Source organism: Cohnella fermenti, assembly GCF_004801405.1.
Lineage (GTDB): Bacteria > Bacillota > Bacilli > Paenibacillales > Paenibacillaceae > Cohnella > Cohnella fermenti.
The window spans coordinates 121,937-143,317 of record NZ_SSOB01000011.1 but is presented as its reverse complement, the minus strand read 5'-3'; the positions used below and the strand labels follow the sequence as shown (position 1 = coordinate 143,317).

13 protein-coding genes are annotated in these 21,381 nt (G+C 59.3%); 12 read left to right on the top strand and 1 reads right to left on the bottom strand.

What is annotated here, in order from left to right; all coding sequences use genetic code 11:
• The first annotated feature begins 123 nt into the window (after positions 1-123).
• From E6C55_RS10770 to E6C55_RS10720, 11 genes are all read left to right on the top strand, one after another.
• Positions 124-999, top strand: coding sequence for an Rpn family recombination-promoting nuclease/putative transposase (locus E6C55_RS10770; protein WP_136369795.1), 876 nt, complete (start codon positions 124-126; stop codon positions 997-999).
• Positions 1,000-1,693: 694 nt separating this feature from the next.
• Positions 1,694-3,241: a glycoside hydrolase family 31 protein gene (locus E6C55_RS10765; RefSeq protein ID WP_136369794.1), complete on the top strand. Its 1,548-nt coding sequence runs from the start codon at positions 1,694-1,696 to the stop codon at positions 3,239-3,241.
• Positions 3,242-3,293: 52 nt separating this feature from the next.
• Entirely contained in the window at positions 3,294-3,764 is a 471-nt protein-coding gene (locus E6C55_RS10760; protein ID WP_136369793.1) for a nucleotidyltransferase domain-containing protein, read from the top strand.
• A gap of 31 nt (positions 3,765-3,795) precedes the next feature.
• Positions 3,796-4,014: a hypothetical protein gene (locus E6C55_RS10755; protein ID WP_136369792.1), complete on the top strand. Its 219-nt coding sequence runs from the start codon at positions 3,796-3,798 to the stop codon at positions 4,012-4,014.
• Between the two features lie 128 nt (positions 4,015-4,142).
• Complete coding sequence (locus E6C55_RS10750) at positions 4,143-6,326, top strand: beta-galactosidase (RefSeq protein WP_136369791.1); 2,184 nt, start codon at positions 4,143-4,145, stop codon at positions 6,324-6,326.
• 1,013 nt (positions 6,327-7,339) lie between these two features.
• Positions 7,340-8,263: an ABC transporter permease gene (locus E6C55_RS33765; protein ID WP_168735577.1), complete on the top strand. Its 924-nt coding sequence runs from the start codon at positions 7,340-7,342 to the stop codon at positions 8,261-8,263.
• A gap of 12 nt (positions 8,264-8,275) precedes the next feature.
• The gene (locus tag E6C55_RS10740; RefSeq protein ID WP_136369789.1) at positions 8,276-9,172 is read left to right on the top strand and encodes a carbohydrate ABC transporter permease; all 897 of its coding nucleotides are present in this window, start codon (positions 8,276-8,278) and stop codon (positions 9,170-9,172) included.
• A gap of 55 nt (positions 9,173-9,227) precedes the next feature.
• Positions 9,228-11,150, top strand: a complete 1,923-nt coding sequence (locus E6C55_RS10735) for a type 2 periplasmic-binding domain-containing protein (protein WP_136369788.1) — start codon at positions 9,228-9,230, stop codon at positions 11,148-11,150.
• Positions 11,151-11,250: 100 nt separating this feature from the next.
• A complete protein-coding gene (locus E6C55_RS10730; protein WP_168735576.1) occupies positions 11,251-15,207 on the top strand; it encodes a chitobiase/beta-hexosaminidase C-terminal domain-containing protein in 3,957 nt (1,318 codons plus the stop codon).
• Between the two features lie 34 nt (positions 15,208-15,241).
• On the top strand, positions 15,242-16,858 hold the full coding sequence (locus E6C55_RS10725) for a response regulator (protein WP_136369786.1): 1,617 nt from the start codon (positions 15,242-15,244) through the stop codon (positions 16,856-16,858).
• 15 nt (positions 16,859-16,873) lie between these two features.
• Positions 16,874-18,592, top strand: a complete 1,719-nt coding sequence (locus E6C55_RS10720; protein ID WP_136369785.1) for a sensor histidine kinase — start codon at positions 16,874-16,876, stop codon at positions 18,590-18,592.
• A gap of 738 nt (positions 18,593-19,330) precedes the next feature.
• Here E6C55_RS10720 and E6C55_RS10715 read toward each other — a convergent pair.
• Positions 19,331-20,197 carry a helix-turn-helix domain-containing protein gene (locus E6C55_RS10715; protein ID WP_168735575.1) on the bottom strand — a complete coding sequence of 289 codons (867 nt, stop codon included), beginning with the start codon at positions 20,195-20,197 and terminating at the stop codon, positions 19,331-19,333.
• Between the two features lie 112 nt (positions 20,198-20,309).
• Here E6C55_RS10715 and E6C55_RS10710 point away from each other — a divergent pair, with 112 nt between their 5' ends.
• Positions 20,310-21,362 carry a zinc-dependent alcohol dehydrogenase gene (locus tag E6C55_RS10710; protein ID WP_136369783.1) on the top strand — a complete coding sequence of 351 codons (1,053 nt, stop codon included), beginning with the start codon at positions 20,310-20,312 and terminating at the stop codon, positions 21,360-21,362.
• The last annotated feature ends 19 nt before the right edge of the window (positions 21,363-21,381 follow it).

Here is a 21,381-nt window from a genome sequence, read left to right as displayed (position 1 = left end):
CCCGAGAATCAATTTTGTTACAGTATAGCGCACAAGCTTAAGAATGTCCCTCCCTCCGTCTCAATGATTCCACGGTACAGGTCGAAGTGATATAATGAATTGGAAGAAGGGAGCTGCCGGCTGATGCAGGAACTGCTCGACCCCCGCGTGGATGTCATTTTCAAACGAATCTTCGGAAGTGAACATAACAAGGATGTGTTGCTGGCATTCCTGAACAGCACATTCCGGGAAGCCGGAGAGCCGCCGCTGACAGAGATCGTGCTGCTCAATCCCTATACGGAAGCGGACAGCCCCGACGATAAACTGTCCATCATGGATATTAAAGCGAAGACGGCGGACGGAGAGCTCATCAATATCGAGATGCAGTTGTTCAATCCTTACCATATGGAGAAGCGGACGCTGTTCTATTGGAGCGAGATGTACTTCCATCAGATTCCGAGGGGCAGCAACTACAATACACTGAAGAAATGCGTGACCATCAACATTCTGAATTACTCCTGCCTCAGCAACGACCGCTACCACAGCGTCTTCCATCTGCGCGAAGATCATACTGGAATTCCGTTATTGGACGATATCGAGATTCATGTGATCGAACTGACGAAGCTTGATGAATACGCGGTGCAGCTTGAGGAAGGCGGATTGGTCAATTGGCTGTTGTTCTTGCAAGGCGCGGACAAATCAAACTGGGAGGTGTTGGCGATGAATGAACCGATGTTGAAGAAGGCGATGGATACGTTGGAATTCTTGAGTCAGAACGCCGCAGCCAGAATGGAATACGACGCCCGCATGAAAGCCCTCAGCGACGAGAAGTCGCGGATTGAGGGAGCGAGGGCGGAAGGCGAAGCACGAGGCGAAGCAAGAGGAGAAGCAAGGGGAGAACAAAAGAAAGCAGAGGAAATCGCGAAGAACCTGCTGGCAATGGGGTTGGATGTTGACGCCATTGCCAAAGCGTCGGGACTCTCCGCACATGAAGTAGAGGCGTTGCGTCCGCTGCAATAATGCCAAGATGGAAGAGACAGACGAAGTCAGCCTGAACGTGAGGGCTGGCTTTTTTCGTAATTTCGTACCCTATTGTGGGGACCTGCGCCCGCCGTATACTCCATGCCCGGAATGAATGTGAAAATTCACATTCGCTACCCCCGATACCGGGTGGATTGAGCAATTATATGTGAAAAATAGCATACATGGAGGAACTTTCGGCGCGAAGTCCCGGATATATGCGAAAAATCGTATAAAACGCCTCAATTCCTGCCGAATCGAGCCTGCGAATGTTAAAAATCATATAAATCGCAAAAGTCATCGGCCAGAGGAGGAGCAGGCGCACCAGATGGCGGACACATCAGCACGGCCGACACACCAGTATGACGCACACGCCCGCCGATCACGCCTCCGATCACCCCCGCCGATCACGCCTCCGATCACGCCTGCCGATCAAACTCGCCGATAACCCCCGTCGATCAGGCCCGACGCCAGGAGCGCCCGAACGTCGTTGCGGAAGGCGCGGGCTGTGTGCTTGAGCATAGGACTCTCCTTTCCCCGAATGTCAATTCTGTTATAGAATAGCGCACAACATTAAGATTGTCCCACCTTCCGTCCGGCGATAAGATCGAAGAGGAGATCGGGCCAGACTAGGGCCCCAACGTCAGACTATCGAGCTCAACGTCAGACTATCGAGCCCAAACGGAGGTTAACCATGTACAACGAGACGATTCGCGTGACGCTGTTGGAGGATGAGCATTGGTGGGGAGGAGCGGTGGCGGACGGGACGGAGATGCCATTCGGCGCGCGGGCGTTCAAGCGGGATCTGTTCGGCAATCTCGCCTATAACCAGGCCAATTCGCTGCTGCTCTCGAGCAAGGGAAGAACCGTCTGGTCGGAGCAGCCATTCCGCTATTCCTTCGACGGAAGCGAGCTGGTCGTCGACGGAGTGAAGGGAACCCTTCGAGTGGAGGAGACGGGGAAGTATCTGCGCGATGCGTTTATGCAGGCGTCCCAAGCGTACTTCCCGCCGTCGGGAACGCTGCCGGATGTCCGCTTCTTCACCGTCCCCCAGTACAACACCTGGATGGAGATGAGCTATCATCCGACCCAGGAGAAGGTGTTGGCGTACGCGGATGCGATTCTGGCGAACGGACTCCCCCCGGGAATTCTGATGATCGACGACAACTGGCATGAGGACTATGGCACGCTTGATTTTCACCCGGGCCGGTTCCCCGATCCGAAGGCGATGATCGATCGGCTGCACGGACTCGGATTCCACGTTCTGCTGTGGGTCAGCCCGTTCATCAGCGCGGACGGGGAAGTGTTCCGCGACTTGCAGGGCAAGGGCTGCCTGATCCGCGATTCGGGCGGCAAGCCGGTTATTCGCGAGTGGTGGAACGGGTACAGTGCCGTTCTCGACGGCACGAATCCGGAAGCGGCCCGCTGGTTCGCGGAGGAACTGGATCGGCTTATGGAGCGTTACGGCGTGGACGGCTTCAAGCTGGATGCGGGCGATCCGCAATATTACCAAGCGGAGGATGCCACCTGGGCGCCGGCGACGCCGAACGACCAATGCGAGGCCTGGGCCCGATTCGGCCTGCGGTACGCGTTCAACGAATACCGGGCCTGCTGGAAGCTGGCGGGACAGCCGCTTGTCCAACGGCTGTGCGACAAGGATCACAGTTGGGGCACCGACGGGCTCGCCAGCCTCGTTCCGAACGGGCTTGCGCAAGGGCTGGCCGGCTACGCGTTCAACTGCCCAGACATGGTGGGGGGCGGACAATATGGGGATCTGATCAAGCCCGACTTCCAAGTGGACCAGGAGCTGTTCGTTCGGTATGCGCAGTGCTCGGCCTTGTTCCCCATGATGCAGTTGTCTACGGCACCTTGGCGAGTGCTCGACGAGCAGCATCTGGAGTGGTGCGTGGAAGCGGCGCGGCTTCATGGACGGATGGGCGCCTGCATCGAGGAGCTGGCCCGGCACGCGGCCAAGACCGGAGAGCCGATTATGCGACATCTGGCGTACGAATTCCCCGACGGCGGATACGAGCGGGTGAGCGATCAGTTTATGCTCGGAAGCGACGTTCTCGTTGCCCCGGTGCTGCAGAGAGGAGCGACGACAAGGCGCATCGTTTTCCCGCCGGGCGCATGGCTGGGCGACGACGGCAGCGAGGTGAGCGGTCCTTGCGAGCTTGAGGTCGAGGCTCCATTGTCGCGGCTGCCGTGGTATCGGAAGCGTCCGGGCCAGAATCGCGAATAGGCCATTGACCGCCAGCAGCCGCCTTGCCCCCGCAAGGCGGTTTGTTATTTTGTTGCACGACAATCATAGGAGGGCGCTGGACGCGCTCGCCGCGCAATTGCAGCGGGCCCCGGACATGCTCGGGCTGATAACCGCCGGTTCCGTCGCACAGGGGAGGGCCAGGGAATCGTCGGATGTGGATGTCTTCCTGCTCGTGACGGACGAGGCTTACGAGAGGCGCAAGCGCAATAACGATCTGACGTACTTTAACCGGGAGGTGTGCGATTACGAGGGCGGCTACATCGATGGGAAAATCGTCAGTTTGGAGCTGTTGCAGCAGGCGGAGGCGAGAGGCAGCGAGCCGACCCGGGCCGCGTTCGCCGGCTCCGAGGTTGTGTTCTCCCGGCTTCCCGGGCTGCAGGCGATCGTCGACCGCATTCCGATCTATCCCGAAGGAGGCGGCCAAGACGAACGATGCGTATCTGCTCTGTCATTCGGCAACGCAGCTTGTCCTGTTCGGCGGCCGAATCGTTCTTGCCCATAACCGCCTGTTGTTCCCGTGCCACAAGGATCTGATGAAGACGGTCGAGCGCGCGCCGCTTAAGCCGGACGGGTTCGCCCGGCAGGCGGAGGAATTGCTCCGGGAGCCGGATGCCGACAAGTGCAGACGATTCGCCGAGCTGCTGCTCGACTTCAGCGACCCGGGATTGCCCGTCGGGCAAGCGGTCAGCCTCTTCATCGACAACAACGAATGGAACTGGCTGAATCACGCACCCCCTCTGTCCGACCGATAAGCGCAAGATTTTCACATCGATGGCATGATCCTGATATTTACTATGACTAAGACGAGATTACAATAGGAAGTGGGGATTCACATATGCGCAAAATATTACTATAAAACTCATTGAGAGGGTGCGGCAACGTGGGGAAGACGTTACGGGAGGAGACTGTCCGGCTGGGAGTTTGCTATTATCCGGAGCATTGGGAGGAGGAGTTGTGGGAGGACGACTTCCGCCGCATGCGGGAGCTGGGCTTCTCGATTGTTCGGATGGCCGAGTTCGCTTGGGCTTACATGGAGCCGGAGGAAGGAACGTTCCGGTTCGAGCTGTTCGACCGGGCGCTGGACGCCGCACATCGATACGGCCTGAAGGTTATCCTGGGCACGCCGACCGCCACGCCCCCGGCTTGGCTGACGCAGAAGTACCCGGAGGTGCTGAACGGGACGCGGGACGGCACTCTATATCGCCACGGCATGCGGAGGCATACCAATTACAACAGTCCGGTCTATCGCGAGCTGTGCGGCCGGATCACAAGGAAGATGGCCGAGCACTTCAAGGATCACCCCGCCGTCGTCGGCTGGCAGATCGACAACGAGCTTAATTGCGAGAGCAACGAGTTCTATTCCTCAGCCGATCATGCCGCGTTCCGCGAGTGGCTGCAGCGCAAGTACGGTTCTCTGGAGGCGTTGAATGAGGCGTGGGGAGCGGTCTTCTGGAGCCAGACCTATACGGAGTGGGAGCAGGTTCATCTCTCCCGGCCGACACCGGCCAATTCGCCGAACCCGCATCTGATGCTCGACGAGAAGCGATTCATCTCCGACAGCGCGATCGGATTCGCCCGCATTCAGGCCGATATTCTGAGAGAAGTCGCAGGCGGCAAGCAATGGATCACGACGAACGGAATGTTCGGTCACCTCGACAATCATCGGATGACGGAGGAGCTGCTGGACTTCTACACGTATGATTCGTATCCGCAATTCGCCGCGATTCATCCGGACGAGGGGCCGAATCCGTTCCTCGATCGCATGTCGAGCTGGCACCTGAGCAACGTCCGTTCCATCTCGCCGAACTACGGCATCATGGAGCAGCAGTCCGGTCCGGGCGGCTGGGTGAACCGGATGGCGATGCCGTCGCCGAAGCCCGGCCAGATGCGGCTGTGGACGTACCAATCGATCGCGCACGGCGCGGACATGGTACTCTACTTCCGCTGGCGCACGGCGACGTTCGGCACCGAGATCTACTGGCACGGAATCAACGATTATCATAACCGGCCGAACCGGCGGGTGCGCGAAGCCGGCCGGATCGGCGAGGAGCTCGGCCGCGTTGGCGGCAGGATTGCGCAGAGCCGCTACGAAGCGAGCATCGCGATCGTCTCGGACTACGACAACGCTTGGGACGGAGAGTTCGACTCGTGGCACGGGCCGCTGACCGCGCGGAGCACGAAGGCCTGGTTCAAGGCGCTGCAGCGGGAGCATATCGCGGTTGACAGCCTGACGCTGACGGAGCGGACGACGCTGGACGAGCTTCGGCGCTACAAGGCGCTCGTCTATCCGCATCCGGCCATCCTGACGGAGCAGACGGCCGAGCTGCTGCGAGCCTACGCGGAAGCCGGAGGCGCCGTGCTGTTCGGCGCGAGAACCGGCTACAAGGACGAACGCGGGCATTGCCGCATGCTGCCGATGCCGGGCTTCGCCGCCTCCCTGTGCGGAGTGACGGTTGAGGACTTCACGATGGTGAACGGCATCGCGAAGGCTCCGGCCCTGCGCTGGACGGCGGAAGCGGAAGATGCGGATAAGATGGCGGGAGGGAAGGCCGGAGTAGGCGGCGAAGGGAGCGGAGCCGGCGAAGGGGATAGCGGCGAGGCATGCGGCGAGCAGAGCGGAGTCGCGTTGTCTGCGGCCGCCGGCGAATCGATCACCGCCGACGGCTTCAACGACATCCTGCGCGTGGAGTCCGGCAGCGTGAAGGTGCTGGCCGAGTACGCCTCGGACTACTACGCGGGCGCACCGGCGTTGACCGTGAACGAGCTTGGCGAGGGGCGCGTCTTCTATTACGGCGCGGCGTACAACGAAGCGGTCGTCGGCAGGCTGCTGCCGCTGCTCGGCTTGCGGAAGACGGCGGCCGGCCTGCTGACGGCGCCGCCCGAGGTGGAGCTGGCGGTCCGCCGCCAAGCTGCCGGCGAGGCCTGCACATTCGCACTTAACTATTCCGCGGACACAGTCACGCTCCGCCTGCATCGCAGCGCCGTCGATCTGCCGAGCGGCCGCTCGCTGGCAGGCGACGTCGAACTGGAGCCGTACGGCGTACTCGTTCTGCAAGAACAATAATGCACACGCAAGAAGCGGCAGCCCTCCGGAGGGGCTGCCGCTTCTTGCGCTTGTATGTGTATGTGCGTGTGTGCGCCCGTTGCCGCCGAAGGGGGGGGCGCGAAGTCAAATGAATTTGAAAAACCACATACATCCGCTCCGAAAGTACCGCAAAACGCAAAATGAATGTGAAAAATCACATACATCCGCTCGAAAGTACCGCAAAATGCGCAATAAATGTGAAAAACCACATACATCCGCCGAAAAGTATCGCAAAACGCGAAATGAATGCGAAAAACCACATACATCCCGCTCGAAAGTGCCGGAGTTGCGCGTCTGGTGAGCGAGCGGCTTGAGTATGGATCGGCGGCGAGCGGCGCAAAAGCGCAACGAATGTGAAAAATCACATACATCCGCTTGAAAGTACCGCAAAATGCGCAATAAATGTGAAAAACCACATACATCCGCCGAAAAGTATCGCAAAACGCGAAATGAATGTGAAAAACCACATACAATCGGCGGATCGAGGGGGTTCGGAGCCAAATGAATGTGAAAAATCACATAAAAACGGCGGATTGAGGGAGTCGAAGCCGGAGCAGGGTGTTCGAAGCCGGAGCGGGATGCTCGGAGACGGAGCAGGGTGTTCGAAGCCGGAGCGGGATGCTCGGAGACGAAGCGGGATGTTCGAAGCCGGAGCAGGGCGTTCGAAGCCAGAGCGGGATGCTCGGAGACGGAGTCAGAGCGTTCGAAGCCAGAGCGGGGTGTTCAAAGCCGTAGCATTGGCGGTTCGGAGTCGGACGGAGGGGGACGGGCCATATCGAAGGGGCCTGGAGCCGCAGCAGAGGTTGTTCGGACCCACCACGGCCCGCCGCCCCCCCTCGAATCGTCATTTTCCCACCGCATTTAATGAAAACGCTATCTTTTTGCCCGCCCGTCTTCGATTCTATACTGATACCAGGAACAAGAAGCAAACAGAGAACAAGGAGTGGATCATCATCCAAGAGAGCGCAAACCTGGCTTCCGCAGCGGCGCCCATGGCGAAGAAGTCCGGCGATTTATGGAAGCGCATCAAGCACAATCGGCTCTTGTACGTGCTGCTCAGCGGCGCTGTCGTCTGGGCGATCGTGTTCGAGTACGCGCCGATGGTCGGCATTGTCATGGCGTTCCAGGATTACGACATCTTCAAAGGAGTGTTCGGCAGCCCGTTCGTCGGCATGAAGCACTTCGTCGAGATCATCGAGACGCCGGCGCTGAGCCATGCGGTCGTCAATACGCTGCTGTACAGCGGAGTCAAGCTGGTGCTGGGGTTCCCGCTGACGATCGTTCTGGCCCTGCTGCTGAACGAGCTGCGCTTTATGCTGTTCAAGCGCATCGTGCAGACGATCAGCTACATGCCGCACTTCCTGTCGTGGATCGCTGTCGCATCGCTGGCCTATTCGTTCTTCGAGCTGTACGGCCCGTTTAACGATCTGCGCATGTCCATCTTCGGATCGGGGACGGAGCGCACCAACATTCTGATGGAACCGGACAACTTCCTCGGACTGATCTTCTTCTCAAGCGTGTACAAGGAGATCGGCTGGAGCACGATTATTTTCCTCGCGGCGATGGCCGGTGTCGATCCTCAACTGTACGAAGCGGCGAAGGTGGATGGCTGCAGCAGGCTTAAGCAAGTGTTCTACGTGACGCTGCCGGGCATTCTGCCGACGATCATGATCGTGTTTATTCTTCAGGCCGGCGGCATTCTGAATGCCAACTTCGAGCAGATTATCGGCTTCCAGAACCTGTACACGCAGAAGGATACGGAGGTCATCAACACGATTGTTTACAAGTACGGGCTGCAGCAAGGGAAGTTCTCGCTGGCGACGGCGTTCGGGCTGGCGCAGGGCGTGTGTTCGTTCCTTATCCTGTATGCGGTCAACAAGCTGGCCAAGAAGACCAGCCGCATCGGAATATGGTGAGGAGGAACCGGCATGAGGACTACCCGCGGAGAGAAAGTTTTTCAAACGTTGAATATGGCGCTGCTGAGTCTGCTCAGCATTCTGTTTCTGTACCCGTACCTGAACCAGTTGGCCATCTCCCTGAATGACGGGGCGGACACGGCCTATGGCGGCATTACGATCTTCCCGAGAGTATGGACGTTGGAAAATTTCGCTGCCGTGTTCTCGAACGAGTCCTTCACAAGAGCTCTGTTCGTGACGGTGGCTCGGGTGGTGGTCGGAACGGCGACGGGGCTGGTCGTGACGCTGGCCGCCTCTTACGCCCTGCTGAACAAGAAACTCCCCGGCCGGAACGCGTTCCTGACGCTGCTGCTCATTCCGACTTTTATCCAAGGCGGGCTTATCCCGACCTTCATGCTGTACCGGGAGCTGCACCTGATCAACAACTTCTGGGTCTACATTCTTCCGTCCATCTTCGTGTTCTACAACATGCTGATCATGCGCGCTTATCTGGAGACGATTCCCGCAAGCCTCGAGGAGTCGGCGAAACTCGACGGCGCCAACAGCATCCAGATTCTGTTTAAGCTGTACCTGCCGCTCTCCATGCCGGTCGTCGCAACGATCTCGCTATGGATCGCGGTGACGCATTGGAACGACTGGACGACAACATTGATGTTCGTTCAGGACACCCGGACGCAGACGCTGCAATTCATGCTGTACAAGGTGCTGAAGGAATCGGAGTTGATGATGCAGATGGCCGTTGAGCGGTCGATGCAGGGAGGGGAATCGTCCGGCGCCATGCCGACCATTACGCCGACCTCCGTCCGCGCCGCCACGCTGATCGTCTCGACGCTGCCGATCGTGATGGTCTATCCCTTTATCCAGAAGCACTTCGTCAAAGGGGTGATGCTCGGCGCGATCAAGGAGTAGACAACGGCAGGGCCATCGATTATGAATGTAAACAAGGGGAGGCACTCGACTACACATGACCAGAACAAGCAGACGGCTCCGGTTCGCATCCGGCATGCTCGCACTGGCGGCAATCTTGGCGGGCTGCGCGGGCAACAACGCGAATAACGGGAGCAACGCAAGCAGTGCGAGCGGCACAAGCAAGGCGGAAGAGACGGCATCGGCATCCCCGCAGGCGGCGGAATCCGGCGAGCTTCGCTTCGACAAGAAGCTGAATCTGTCCTACTGGTATTCGCACGGGTCGGACATCCCGGCCATCTCGAATCCGAAGGAGAACGTTCCCGGCACCTGGCTGGAAGAGAAGACCGGCGTTCATCTCAAGGAAGCGATCGGCAACGGCGGTCAGGACCCCATCGTGAAGCTCGGGATGATGGTTGCGGGCAATATGCTGCCGAACATCGCCTTCTCCTCCAATCAGATCGGCTTCGACAAGGCGCTCGAGGGCAATCTGCTGTGGGAATTGACGCCGGAGACGCTTCAGAAGTATGCGCCGGACGTCTGGGCGAGCATTCCTTCCTACGCCTGGGATGCCGTCAAGAAGGACGGCAAGATCTACGGCATTCCGTTCGATCTGCAGAACACGCTCTACAGCGAGGTGGAAGGCAAGTCCGCGGATTGGCTGAGCTACTATGGTCCTGCTCCGCAGAGCGTCACCTGGAGCTCGACCAGCAGCTCGAGCGGATTCCTGATTCGCGACGACATTCTGAAGCAGCTTTATCCCGACGCGCTCGATTACGAGGAAGCGATGAAGCTGATCGGAAGCACCGACGGAAGCATCGCGGAGAAGTTTATTCTGCCGATCAAGACGACGGACGATTATGTGAAGCTGATGTACAACATCAAGAATCTGAACCTCAAGGTGAACAATCGTCCGGTTTACGCATTCGGCTATCCCAAGGGCGACAACTGGACCGCGTTGACTGCGCTCGGCAGCGAGATGGTCGGCTACAAGTCTTACAATTATATGACCATGTACAACTCGAAGGAGAACAAGCTGGAGTTCGGACTGATGACCCCGGCGGTCAAGAAGGCCGCGCAGCTCCAGAACCAGATGATCCGCGACGAGGTGATCGATCCCGAATCGATTGTGCACACGTCGGAGCAGTTCCAAGAGAAGCTGCTCAGCGGGCAGTACGCTATTACGTCCGTGCTGGAGACGGCCATGGTCGGCATCGGCAACCTTGACAAGCTGAACGAGATGCTGAAGGATAACGGCGCCGACTTCCAATACGTGCCGCTGTTCACGCAGATCCCGAACTTGCCGGAATACCCGGCGCAGTATGTCGTGCCTGTCAGCGGCGGTGCGAACTCCTACATGTGGCTGCTCAAGACGATTGCCGAAGAGGACCTTCCTCAAGTGCTGAACTGGTTCAATACGTTCTTCACGGACGAATACGAGGAGATCAAGTACTGGGGGCCGGCGGAGCTCGGCTTGTACACGGAGGAGAACGGCGTACGGGCCTTCAAGGATGCGACGCTGCAGCAAGGGCTGATCGAAGGGGATTCCAGCATCGATGCCCGCGATCTGAAGGGCTTCTATACGCGCAGCCCGGACAATCTCTTCTTCGAGATCAAACGCTATCCGACGGAATGGTCATACGAGTTCATGTATCGCAATACGAAGAAGAACATCATCAACGCGATGACGAAGTTCCCTTCGACAAGTCCTTATGCGACAAGCGTCATCAAGATGCCCGAGATGTCCACCTGGAAGGCGGACTTCAAGGATATCCCCGAAGTGACGGACCTGCTCAATGCCCGCGCGGATTGGGAGGACGCCTTCAAGTATGCGCTGATTGCCAAGAACGACACGGAATTTGAGAAAAAGTGGCAGGAGGCGATCAAGACGCTGCAGTCGGATGCGGACATCGATCAGCTTCTCGAGAAGCAATGGCAAATCTTCGAGCCTGCGCTCAGCAAGCTGGAGGCCAGAGACTAGACGGGAAGGGAACGGCCGGAGCGTGTCTGTCCAGATCGTTTGCGCGGCAGGCGCGCGAAGGCCGCTCCCGGCTCTTATCCATGGAGGGAGGATTAAGGATATGAAGCGGACGATTCGCTGGCTTGGCTTCGCCGGGGCTGCCCTGGCGGCAGGTACGCTGCTCGCCTTGGCCGATCCGTCGGAAGCGGGAGCAACATCGTTATTGGATACCGATGGCCAGGCGTATTTGACGGACTTCAATGCCGGGCAAATAACGGGGGATACGTATCAGGACGGGGACGGCGCGAATGTGTGGAAGTTCGCCGGCGACACGGCGCACGCGTCGCTGCAGGACGGTCAATTGCAGCTCGGCTCCGCCAGCAGCTCGACGATCGGCGTGTTCGGGGATGGCTTCGCCTCCGCGCCGGTTGCGACCTTCGCGAACTTCGAGGCTTCCTTCGATGTGACGCTGACGGGCTTCACGCAGGGCGGCAATGTGGGGCTGCAATTCGGGAAGAAGATTTGGTCGAACGGCTGGGGGGAGCATCAGAAAGTATATTTTGACACGTCGGGTTATATGGCCTTCCTGAACGGGACGACGCGGCTGACGGATCGCCATGCGATCGCTTCCTACGGCGGGCCCGCGATTGCGCCCAGCTCATTCCCGTGGCCGTCTTACCGCTTGAAGGTCGTCGTGGCGGATGGAACCGTCCAAGCCTATGTGGACGACAGTACGACGCCAGTTGTCGAATACAACAATTTGAATGCGCTTACCGGATATCAGACATCCGGGTTTGTCGGCTTGTTCACGTTCCCGAACATCACGACGCGTATCGACAACTTTCTGCTTAACGTCGTGCCGGACGCGTCCGAGCGTCCGACGTTCGCCGCGTCGGTCTCGGGCGGCAGCCTGGAGGTCGGCGTGCCGGAGACGCCGGATCGGATCGCGGGCTTTAACGTTCGCTATCGGAATCTGTCCGGCACGTCCGTTGCCGACAGCGTGTATCGCTATACCGGAACGGGCGGGGAGACCGTGTCGATTCCAATCGACGACGACAGCGTATACCTCGTGAAGCTGGCTCCGTTCTATACGAGCGACCGAACCGGCGTCGAGACCGAGCTGACGATGTACAAGGACCGCTACGTCATGAACGGTGCGCCCGCGGCGCTCTTGACGGCGGACGATTCGTTCTCGTTCACCGATTCGTCGGCGGAGATCGGCCTCTCGGTGATCGGTGCCGACACGATCCGCTACACGCTGGACGGCAGCGAGCCGACGCTGACGAACGGGACGGCGATAACCGGCGATGTCGCTTTCGGCACCTATATCTCAATCGTCGACACGACGACGCTGAAGGCTGCCGCGTTCGTCGCCGGAACGAAGACGGCCAGTCTGATGCGCACGTATACGGCGTTGCCGAATGAGGTCGAGCTGGAGGACCCGGCCCCTTATCACGACGGATTTTACCACGAGAGCAAGTCGATCCGGATACGATCCGTGAATGCCGACGGCCTGATCTACACGCTTGACGGGACGGCGCCGGCGTACAATGCGGCAACGGGGCTTGCGACCAACGGAACGCTGGCGGCGCAGGAGGAAGCCGATGTCGTGCTGCCGGAGAGCAGCGTCACGCTGAAGGCAATCGCGGTGCGCAGCGGGAACGCGAGCGTTGCGGTCTCGCAAGCCTTCACGTATCTGCCGCCGGGAACGCAAGCGGAGCTGTATGTGGACCCGGCGAACGGCGACGATGCGAACGCCGGCTCGCTCGCCGAGCCGCTGAAGACGATTGAGGCGGCGCGCGATGCGGTGCGCGCTCTTAATGACGCGATGACGGGAGATATCGTTGTCTTCCTGCGCGGCGGCACTTATTCGCTGGACGATACGCTCGCGTTCGGCACGGAGGATTCCGGCACGCGCAGCTTCCGCGTCGTCTATCGGGCTTATCCGGGGGAGAAGCCGGTGCTCAGCGGCGGGACGGTCGTTGCGGGCTGGACGCTGTATGACAGCGTGAACGGCATCTACCGCGCCCCGTCCGGTTCGATCGACACCAGGCAGTTGTATGTGAACGGCGAGCGCGCCGTCCGCGCCCGCAGCGACTTGGGGCTGCCCGACGGGACGGCGGACAGCGCGGGGCATACGACAACCTGGACGGACATGGCCGGCTGGGCGAATCCGGACGATATCGAATTCGTCTACAAGGAGCGTTGGACCGCGCCGCGCTTCAGCGTCGACCAGATCACGGCAAGCGGCTCGACGGCGACGATCGTCATGGATCAGCCGGGCTGGGCGTACGGTCTGGCCAAGGGAAGCACGGCGCCGACCGTGCCGTGGTATATCGAGAATGCCTACGAGCTGCTGGACAGCCCCGGCGAGTGGTACCTGGATAAATCCGCGGGCTACTTCTATTACAAGCCGAGAGCCGGAGAGAACATGGCGACGGTGTCCGTCGTTGCGCCGACGCTGACCGAGCTGGTGACGATTGAGGGCGACAGCATCGACGAGCCGGTGCACGACATGGCATTCGAGGGGCTGACGTTCGCGGACGCCGGCTGGCTGCGCCCGAGCACGGATTCCGGCCACGCGGACATTCAGGCGAACTATATTCGCGAGCCCGCTCTGCCCGGGAACGCGTATCCGCAGGAGTTCATCGCCGATGCGGCCGTTGTCGTGCGGACGGGCAGGCAGATCGACTTCGAACGGGACGACTTCACGCGGCTCGGCGCGACGGGGCTGAACATTCTGGAAGGCAGCCAGGATATGTATATTCGCGGCAGCCGGTTCTACGATATATCGGGTTCGGCGATCCAGATCGGAGAGGTCGATATGAACGACCCGAACAACCGTTATCCGTCGGACCCGAAGTACCTGCTTCGCAATATCTCGGTGGACAACAACTACATTCACGACATCGCCGTGGAATACCGTTCGGGCGTCGGCGTGTCCGCCGCATATCCGGTCGGTCTGACGATCGCCCGCAACGAATTCGCGCGGCTGCCCTACAGCGCCGTGCACATCGGCTGGGGCTGGTCCAACTTCCCGGCCAACGCGACCCGGGACAACGAGATCGCCTACAACAAAATCCGCGACGTCATGCAGGTGCTCCACGACGGCGGCGCCATCTACGCCGTCGGAAGCTCCTACGGAACGGGCCATGAGTCGTTCATTCACGACAATGACATCAGAGGCGTGCCCAACTACCATGGCGCCATCTATCTGGACCAGGGCACCTCGGACTGGCGGGTGAACGACAACGTCGTTCGGCAGTCCCAGAAGCTGTTCGTCACGAACGGCGGCAACGCCAACATCTCCGGAACGGGCAACTTCTCCGACACCTTGGGCATCGCGGCGCCGGAAGGCATCCTGACCGGCACGACGTTCGTCACGGACGGGGAGTGGCCGCAGGCCGCACTGGATATTATCGCAGACAGCGGCATTACTTCGGTCTACAGCGATATTCTTCCGGCAAGCCCGCCTCCGGAGGAGGAAGCGGACGGCGAGCTGGTCGACGACGACTTCGAGTCGTACACACCGGGCGGCAACCCGCTGAACTGGGATAAGGTGGAGACCGGCGGCACCGTCCGCGTTGCGCCGACGGGGAGCGGCCAAGCGCTGGAGCTGAACAGCGGGGGAAGCGGCAGCGGCGCCGTCGTCGCTTACCGTATTTTCCGCAATACGCACGGCAAGCTGTCGATCGAACTCGATCTGAAGACGTCGGCCACGTCGGGCTTCCGGCTGGCGCCTTACCTGCTGAATGCGCGCTCGGAGCCGGTGATTACGCTCGGCATCATGAACGGTTACCTGGTGAACAACAGAGGAAGCGTTCAGGATCAACTGGCTTCGCTCGCAGCCGACACCTGGTACCATCTCCGCATCGAGGCGGACACGGATACGGACACGTTCGATCTGTATCTGAACGGGGTCAAGCTGCTGGATCAGGCGAGCTTCCGCACCGCAAGCGCGGAGATCGAGCAGATTCGCTTCGGCAACGACGTCTCCGTGTCTGGAAGCATGCAGATCGACAATGTTATAATCGGCAATGGTATAATCAGCAATGGTATGATTGAAGAGACAGAGTAACGCTCGGGCAGGCACACGACTTGGGAGGAGCGCCATGTACACCTTGCTGGTGGTCGACGACAATCCGAACGATCGGATCGGCGTGACGGGATTGGTCGACTGGACGGAGATGCGGATCGAAGTGGCGGGTACGGCGGTCAACGGCGAGGACGGTTACCGGAAGGCCATCGAGTTGCGTCCGGACTTCGTGCTGACGGACATCTCGATGCCGATGATGAACGGGATCGAGATGACCGAGAAGATCAAGCGGGAGCTGCCCGACACCCGGTTCGTCTTCATGAGCTGCTTCGACGATCTGGCTTATCTGCAGCGGGCGATCGATCTGGAAGTGAACGCCTACGTGCTCAAGCCGATCGAGCTGGACGAGCTCGTCCGGGTGTTCGAGAAGCTTCGCGGGGTGAAGGAGCGCGACAATCACAAGCGGCTCGCGGAAGAGAAGCTTCACAAGCTGGTGGAGGAGAGCCTGCCGCTCTTGCAGGAGCAATTTATCCGCGAGCTGCTGTTCCGCGAGCGCATTCCTCTGGAGGAGCTGGACGAGCGTTTAAGGTATTTGAAGCTGGAAGCGGGCCGCGGCAGCTATGCCGTGTTGTTCGTGCAGATCGACAATTACGAGGTTCGCTACAAGGAGATGCCGCTTCAGCAGCGGCACCTGCTGATGGTGGCGCTGCAGACGTTCGTGCGATCGAGCATCGCGGATACGTTCTCCGGCTATGTTGCCGCCGATCATTACGACACGCTGCTTGCGCTCGTGCCTTGCCGCGTCACGTCGGGCCGGACGACGCTGAACGAAGCGACCGAATGGGCCAACCGCTGCATCGAGTACGCGAACGAGCGGCTTGAGCTTCAGATCACGATCGGGATCAGCGAGCTCTCGTCGGACTGGACGGCCGTATCCGCCGCCTATCGCCAGGCCGAATCGGCCGCCCGTTCGAAGTTTTACAGCCGCGGCAACCGCGTGATTTTCTATTCGGAGGTCGGCCGCCAAGGGACGCAGCCGGAGATCGGCCCGGGCGAGATCGCCAAGGAGGTGCGCAGCCTGCTGGCGACGCAGCAGCCGACGGAGATCGACGCCTTCATGGAGAGGCGCTACGGGGAGCGGGCGGACTATTCGGAGAAAGAGGCGAAGACGCTCGCATACGCCATCGTTCATGCGATACAGACGTCGTTGCTGGAGGCGGGCAAAAGCCTGGGCGATGTGTGCGGGGACGAGCTTAAGGTGTGGAAGGAGCTGTCCTTGTTCGAGACGATGGCCGACGTGCGCGAATTGATTCGCGAGCTGCTGTCCTCCGCCTGCCGGGGCCTGATCCACGACGAGGCGATCGGCAAGAATGCCCGGATCGTCGACGATATCAAGGCGATTATCGACCGGGGCTACGCGCAGATTGAGAGCGTGCACCAGATTGTCGGCCATCTGCAGATCAGCGCGAGCCATGCCAACGTTATTTTCAAGAAGGAGACGGGGCAGACGATCTTCGATTACTTAACCTACCGGAGAGTGGAAGCCGCGAAGCAGATGCTGAAGGACCCCTATATGAAGATTTACGAGGCGGCCGAGCGGGTCGGCTATCGCACCGAGGCGCACTTCCGCTCCGTCTTCAAGGCGCATACGGGCATGACGCCCAGCAAGTTCCAGGAATCCGCAGTCGGATAAGAAGCGGGAGGACTTATGGACATCGGGGGACAAGCAGCCGTCCGTACGGGACTGGAACGCCGGGTGCGGCAAAATATGGTGCTCATTACGAGCATTCCGCTGCTGCTCGTCGTCGTCGCCATCTGCTTCTACATCGCGTACGATACGACAAAGGAATTCAATCGCGGGCTGCGCGACGCCGCCGAGAGCAGCGGGCAACTGATCGCCAACCAGATCGAGACGGTCTACCTGAAGAGCGATATGGTCGTGCAGAACCGTTATTTGCTGCAGGCGCTGCAAGTGGAATACGACAAGGATATCGAGAAGATGCTGCCGCTGTACGACAACCTCGAGCTGCTGATCGCAGAGCCGCTGGGGAGCCGGGACCGCAGCTTCTTCACCGTGTATCCGTACAACGAGAGTATCTACGAGGGCAGCTTCATCGAACGATACGACCGAATCCGCGACCTGCATATCGAACAGAAGCTGCAGGAGGCCGGCGCGTCCGGCATTTATTGGGCGGAGGCGCTTAGCGTTCGCAAGTACCGGGGAGATGCGAAGTTCCTGCAGTTCTACCGGGAGATTCGCGGCTACAATGGCGGGCTCGGCATTCTGGAGGCCAACATCTCCTTCGCGCAGCTCGTTCAGATTGCGGACAATACGGCGCTGCCCGAGAAGGCTTCGCTGCTGCTCGCGGATGGCGGCGGGACGGTGCAGTATGCCCGGGGCGGGACGTTCGCGGCCGCTGTCGGCTCCCCGTTCGACGGCAAGGGCTACCGGACCTCCGTTCGAACGCTGAATCCGTCGCTGACGATTATCGCAGCCGTCCCGGAGACGGTCGTCCTGCAGTCGATTCTGCGCATGGTGGCGCTCGTCGTGCTGATTTTTGTTGTGGCGCTCACGATTATGCTGTACGTGTCCGGCTATTCGTCCCGGATGGCGCTGCGCATCCTCAAGCAATTCCTGGACACGCTGAAGACGGACGAGCGGTTCTGGACCGCCGATAAATTCGCCGCGGAGGCGGACGATCACGAGATCGCGATCATCAAGAACAAGTTCTATATGCTGCTCGAACGGATGAACCGGCTGCACGAGGAGCGGCTCAAGGCCGACCGGGACCGCGCCAAGTTCGAGCTCGAGCTGCTGCAGGCACGCATCAATCCTCATCTGCTGTACAACTCGCTGTCGGTCATCAAGTGGAACGCCCAATGGAACAAGGACCGGCGCACCTCGCAGCTCATCGATTACATGTCCCGCTATTACCGGGCTTCCTTGAACAAAGGCAACACGATCGTCACGGTCGCGGAGGAGCTGGCCATGGTCGAGGATTATGTGCGAATCAACGAGACCTCCTACAATTGCAGCTACGAGCTGATCATCGCGGCCGATTCCGACGTTCGCGGGCGGCGCATCTTCAAGCATATGCTGCAGCCGATTGTGGAGAATGCGATTCTGCACGGCCTTAACGGGCGCGAGGGCGGCGGAGTCATTCGCATCTCGATCGCCGCGCGGGAGGGACGGACGGTATTCACCGTCGTCGACAACGGCTCCGGCATTCCGCCGGAGCGGCGGGAGCAGCTTCTGAACGGGCAGAGCCATCCGGCCTCGCCCGGCGGCTACGGGATGAAGAACCTGCTGCGGCGGTTGCAGATGTACTTCGGCCCGGAGGCGGAGCTGGCGATTGACAGCGAACCGGGGCAGGGCACGGAGGTGTCGATCTGGATTCCGGACAAGGAGCTGGAGGAAGAGGAGTGAGGGCGGACGGTCTCCGCTTGAAGCGGCAATTGGCCAGAATACAAACGGGACGCAGCGGGGATACCTCCGCTGCGTCCCATTTGGTTATTTCGACCCCACCATGCCTGCTCGAACGCCCGCACTTGAGTGATGGTGACTCATCTCGGTTCCTCCGCGCACCAATCGCCGCTCCAGTTGACCCGTGGTTACTCATCTGCCCCCACCATGCCTGCTCGAACGCCCACACTTGAGTAATGGTGACTCATCTCGGTCCCTCCGCGCGCCAATCGCCGCTCCAGTTGACCCGTGGTTACTCATCTGCCCCCACCATGCCCGCTCGAACGCCCACACTTGAGTAATGGTGACTCATCTCAGTCCCTCCGCGCGCCAATCGCCGCTCCAGTTGACCCGTGGTTACTCATCTGCCCCCACCATGCCCGCTCGAACGCCCACACTTGAGTAATTCCTCTGGCGGCATTAGGTCTCTTCTCCCTTTCGTTCAGGATAAGGAGGTGCAAGGGGAATGGGCTGTCCTAAGACCCAAGGGCATGATCGGCAAGCGGAGGTTCCTGATCCAAGGGGAGAAGAGGCATAACCGCGCAGAAGGGGGGATAGCGGCCTTGTATCAACTATAATATGGAAATTTTCTTGCGAGGAGGTGGAGAGAAGGAGAGCTAGCGCACGGCGGGATGAGAAAGCTCGATGGATCACCGATCGCACAGTTACAGTACATCGGCAATTTACGCTTACGCTTTTCGTTTACAGAAGCTCGGATTTGATAGAATTCCGGCTTGCTCTCCGATAGTCGGACGGAGACATGCCGACGATGGATTTAAAGAGCCGCGAGAAATGCTGCAGTTCTTCACAGCCGACCAGCCGGCCGATCTCTGCGACGGGCAGATCGCTTGCAGCCAGCAGCGACCGGGCTTTCTGAATGCGCACTTCACGCTGCAGTTGAATCGGACCGATACCGTAAAGCGCCTTGAATCTGTTCGAGATATAAGTGGCATTCATGTGGTAGTCGACGGCCAGCTCCCGCAGCGACAGCGGCTGCTCGGGTTTTTGGAAGATATGCACCAGAATGTCGAGGAAACGGTGGGCTTGCGAAGTCAAGGCGCTCATCTCGTCGCAAGCCAATGCTTCCTGCAGCAGATAATATAGCAACTCGTAGGATTTCGCCTTTTCCAGAATAGGCCCTAGCGGGAAGCCTGTCTTCGGCCTCTCCAATTCTGCCAGATAACCGGCGAAGGTCTCTTCAAACAGCTTGAAGTTCCTCAGTGGGAATTGGTACGGGATTTGAAAAAACTGCAGCACGTCAAACACGCGATCTATCATGAAGGTAAAGTGCCAGTACATAAATTCCGTGCGCTCGCCCGTATCTTTGAAGTGATCGTGCAGGACGAACGGAGGGATGAACAAAACGGTTTTCGGAGGAACCTCGATCAACTGATCGCCGCCGATGCGCAGTTTTGCCGTGCCTTCCTTGTGATAGGACATCACATAGAAGGGGAGCCGACGATTCATAAAGCCCATCTTCGTCCGGCGATTCTGTTCGAAAGCCAGAATGTTTAATTCCGCTTTGCGCAGTAGAAAATGAATCGTCTCCTCCAGTCGATCATTTAACATGGCTGCCTCCGATATCTGTAAAAGTGGTAAATTCCTCTGTATCGACGATAACATGTCGAAGCCGGAATTTCAGTATACTTCTGGTGAAAGAATCGGAAAGGTGGAGGCTGCGATGAGAATTTTGGTATATGAAGGTCCAAAGCAATTGCGAGTGGTCGAAAGAGGCGACTTGGAGGCCGGGCCGGGACAAGTCCGTATTCGCACATTATATTCCGGTATCAGTCACGGCTCGGAGATGAACGTTTACCGGGGCATCGCCCCCTTCTTTAGCCGCAACAACGACAGCGAATACCGGTTGTTCCGTCCCGTCGAGACAGAGGAAGCGTGGCATTATCCGATCCGCAGTTGCGACCCCGGCGTGTGGTATATGGGCTATGCCTGCGTAGGAGAGGTGGTGGAGACCGGCGAGGATGCGGGGGACCTCAAGCCCGGCGATCTCGTTTACGCTAATGCGCCTCATCAATCGGAAGCGGTCAAGTCCCACAGGGAAGTGATCAAACTTCCTCAAGATTTGCCTCCTGAATTTGGCGTCCTGTTTACTAACCTGATGACGGCCTATAACGGTATTCTCGATACCCGGATTAAACTGGGCGACACGGTCGTCGTCTCCGGCCTCGGTGTGCTTGGGCAACTGGTCGTGCAGATGGCCAAGATGTCGGGGGCGCATCGGGTCATCGGCGTCGACGTGCTGGACAAGCGGCTGCAGACTGCTCTTGCGGTCGGCGCCGATCACGTGTTTAACGCCGCGTCCGGGGAAGATGTCGCTTACGAGATTCGCAAGCTGACGAATGCAAGAGGGGCGGATGCAGTCATTGAGGTATCCGGCAGCCAGCGGGCGTTGCAGCAGGCGATTCGCATGGCGGCGCCGGATTGTACGGTGACGGCGCTCGGCTGGTACCAGGGGGCGTGCGTCGACTTGAACCTGGCGGAAGAGTTCCACCACAATCGAATCACGCTCAAGTCCTCGCAGACCAGCCGCATCAATCCCGACATTCGTCATATGTGGGATCACAAGCGGAAGGAAGAGACCTGTCTGTCGCTGCTCGCGAGATTAAAGCTGGACAACCTGATCACTCATCGCATTCCCTATGAACAGGCGGCCGACGCTTATCGTATGATCGATTCGCATGCCGACGATATCATTCAGGTCGTGTTGACCTATTAAAAAGTAAAGGATAAGAAGA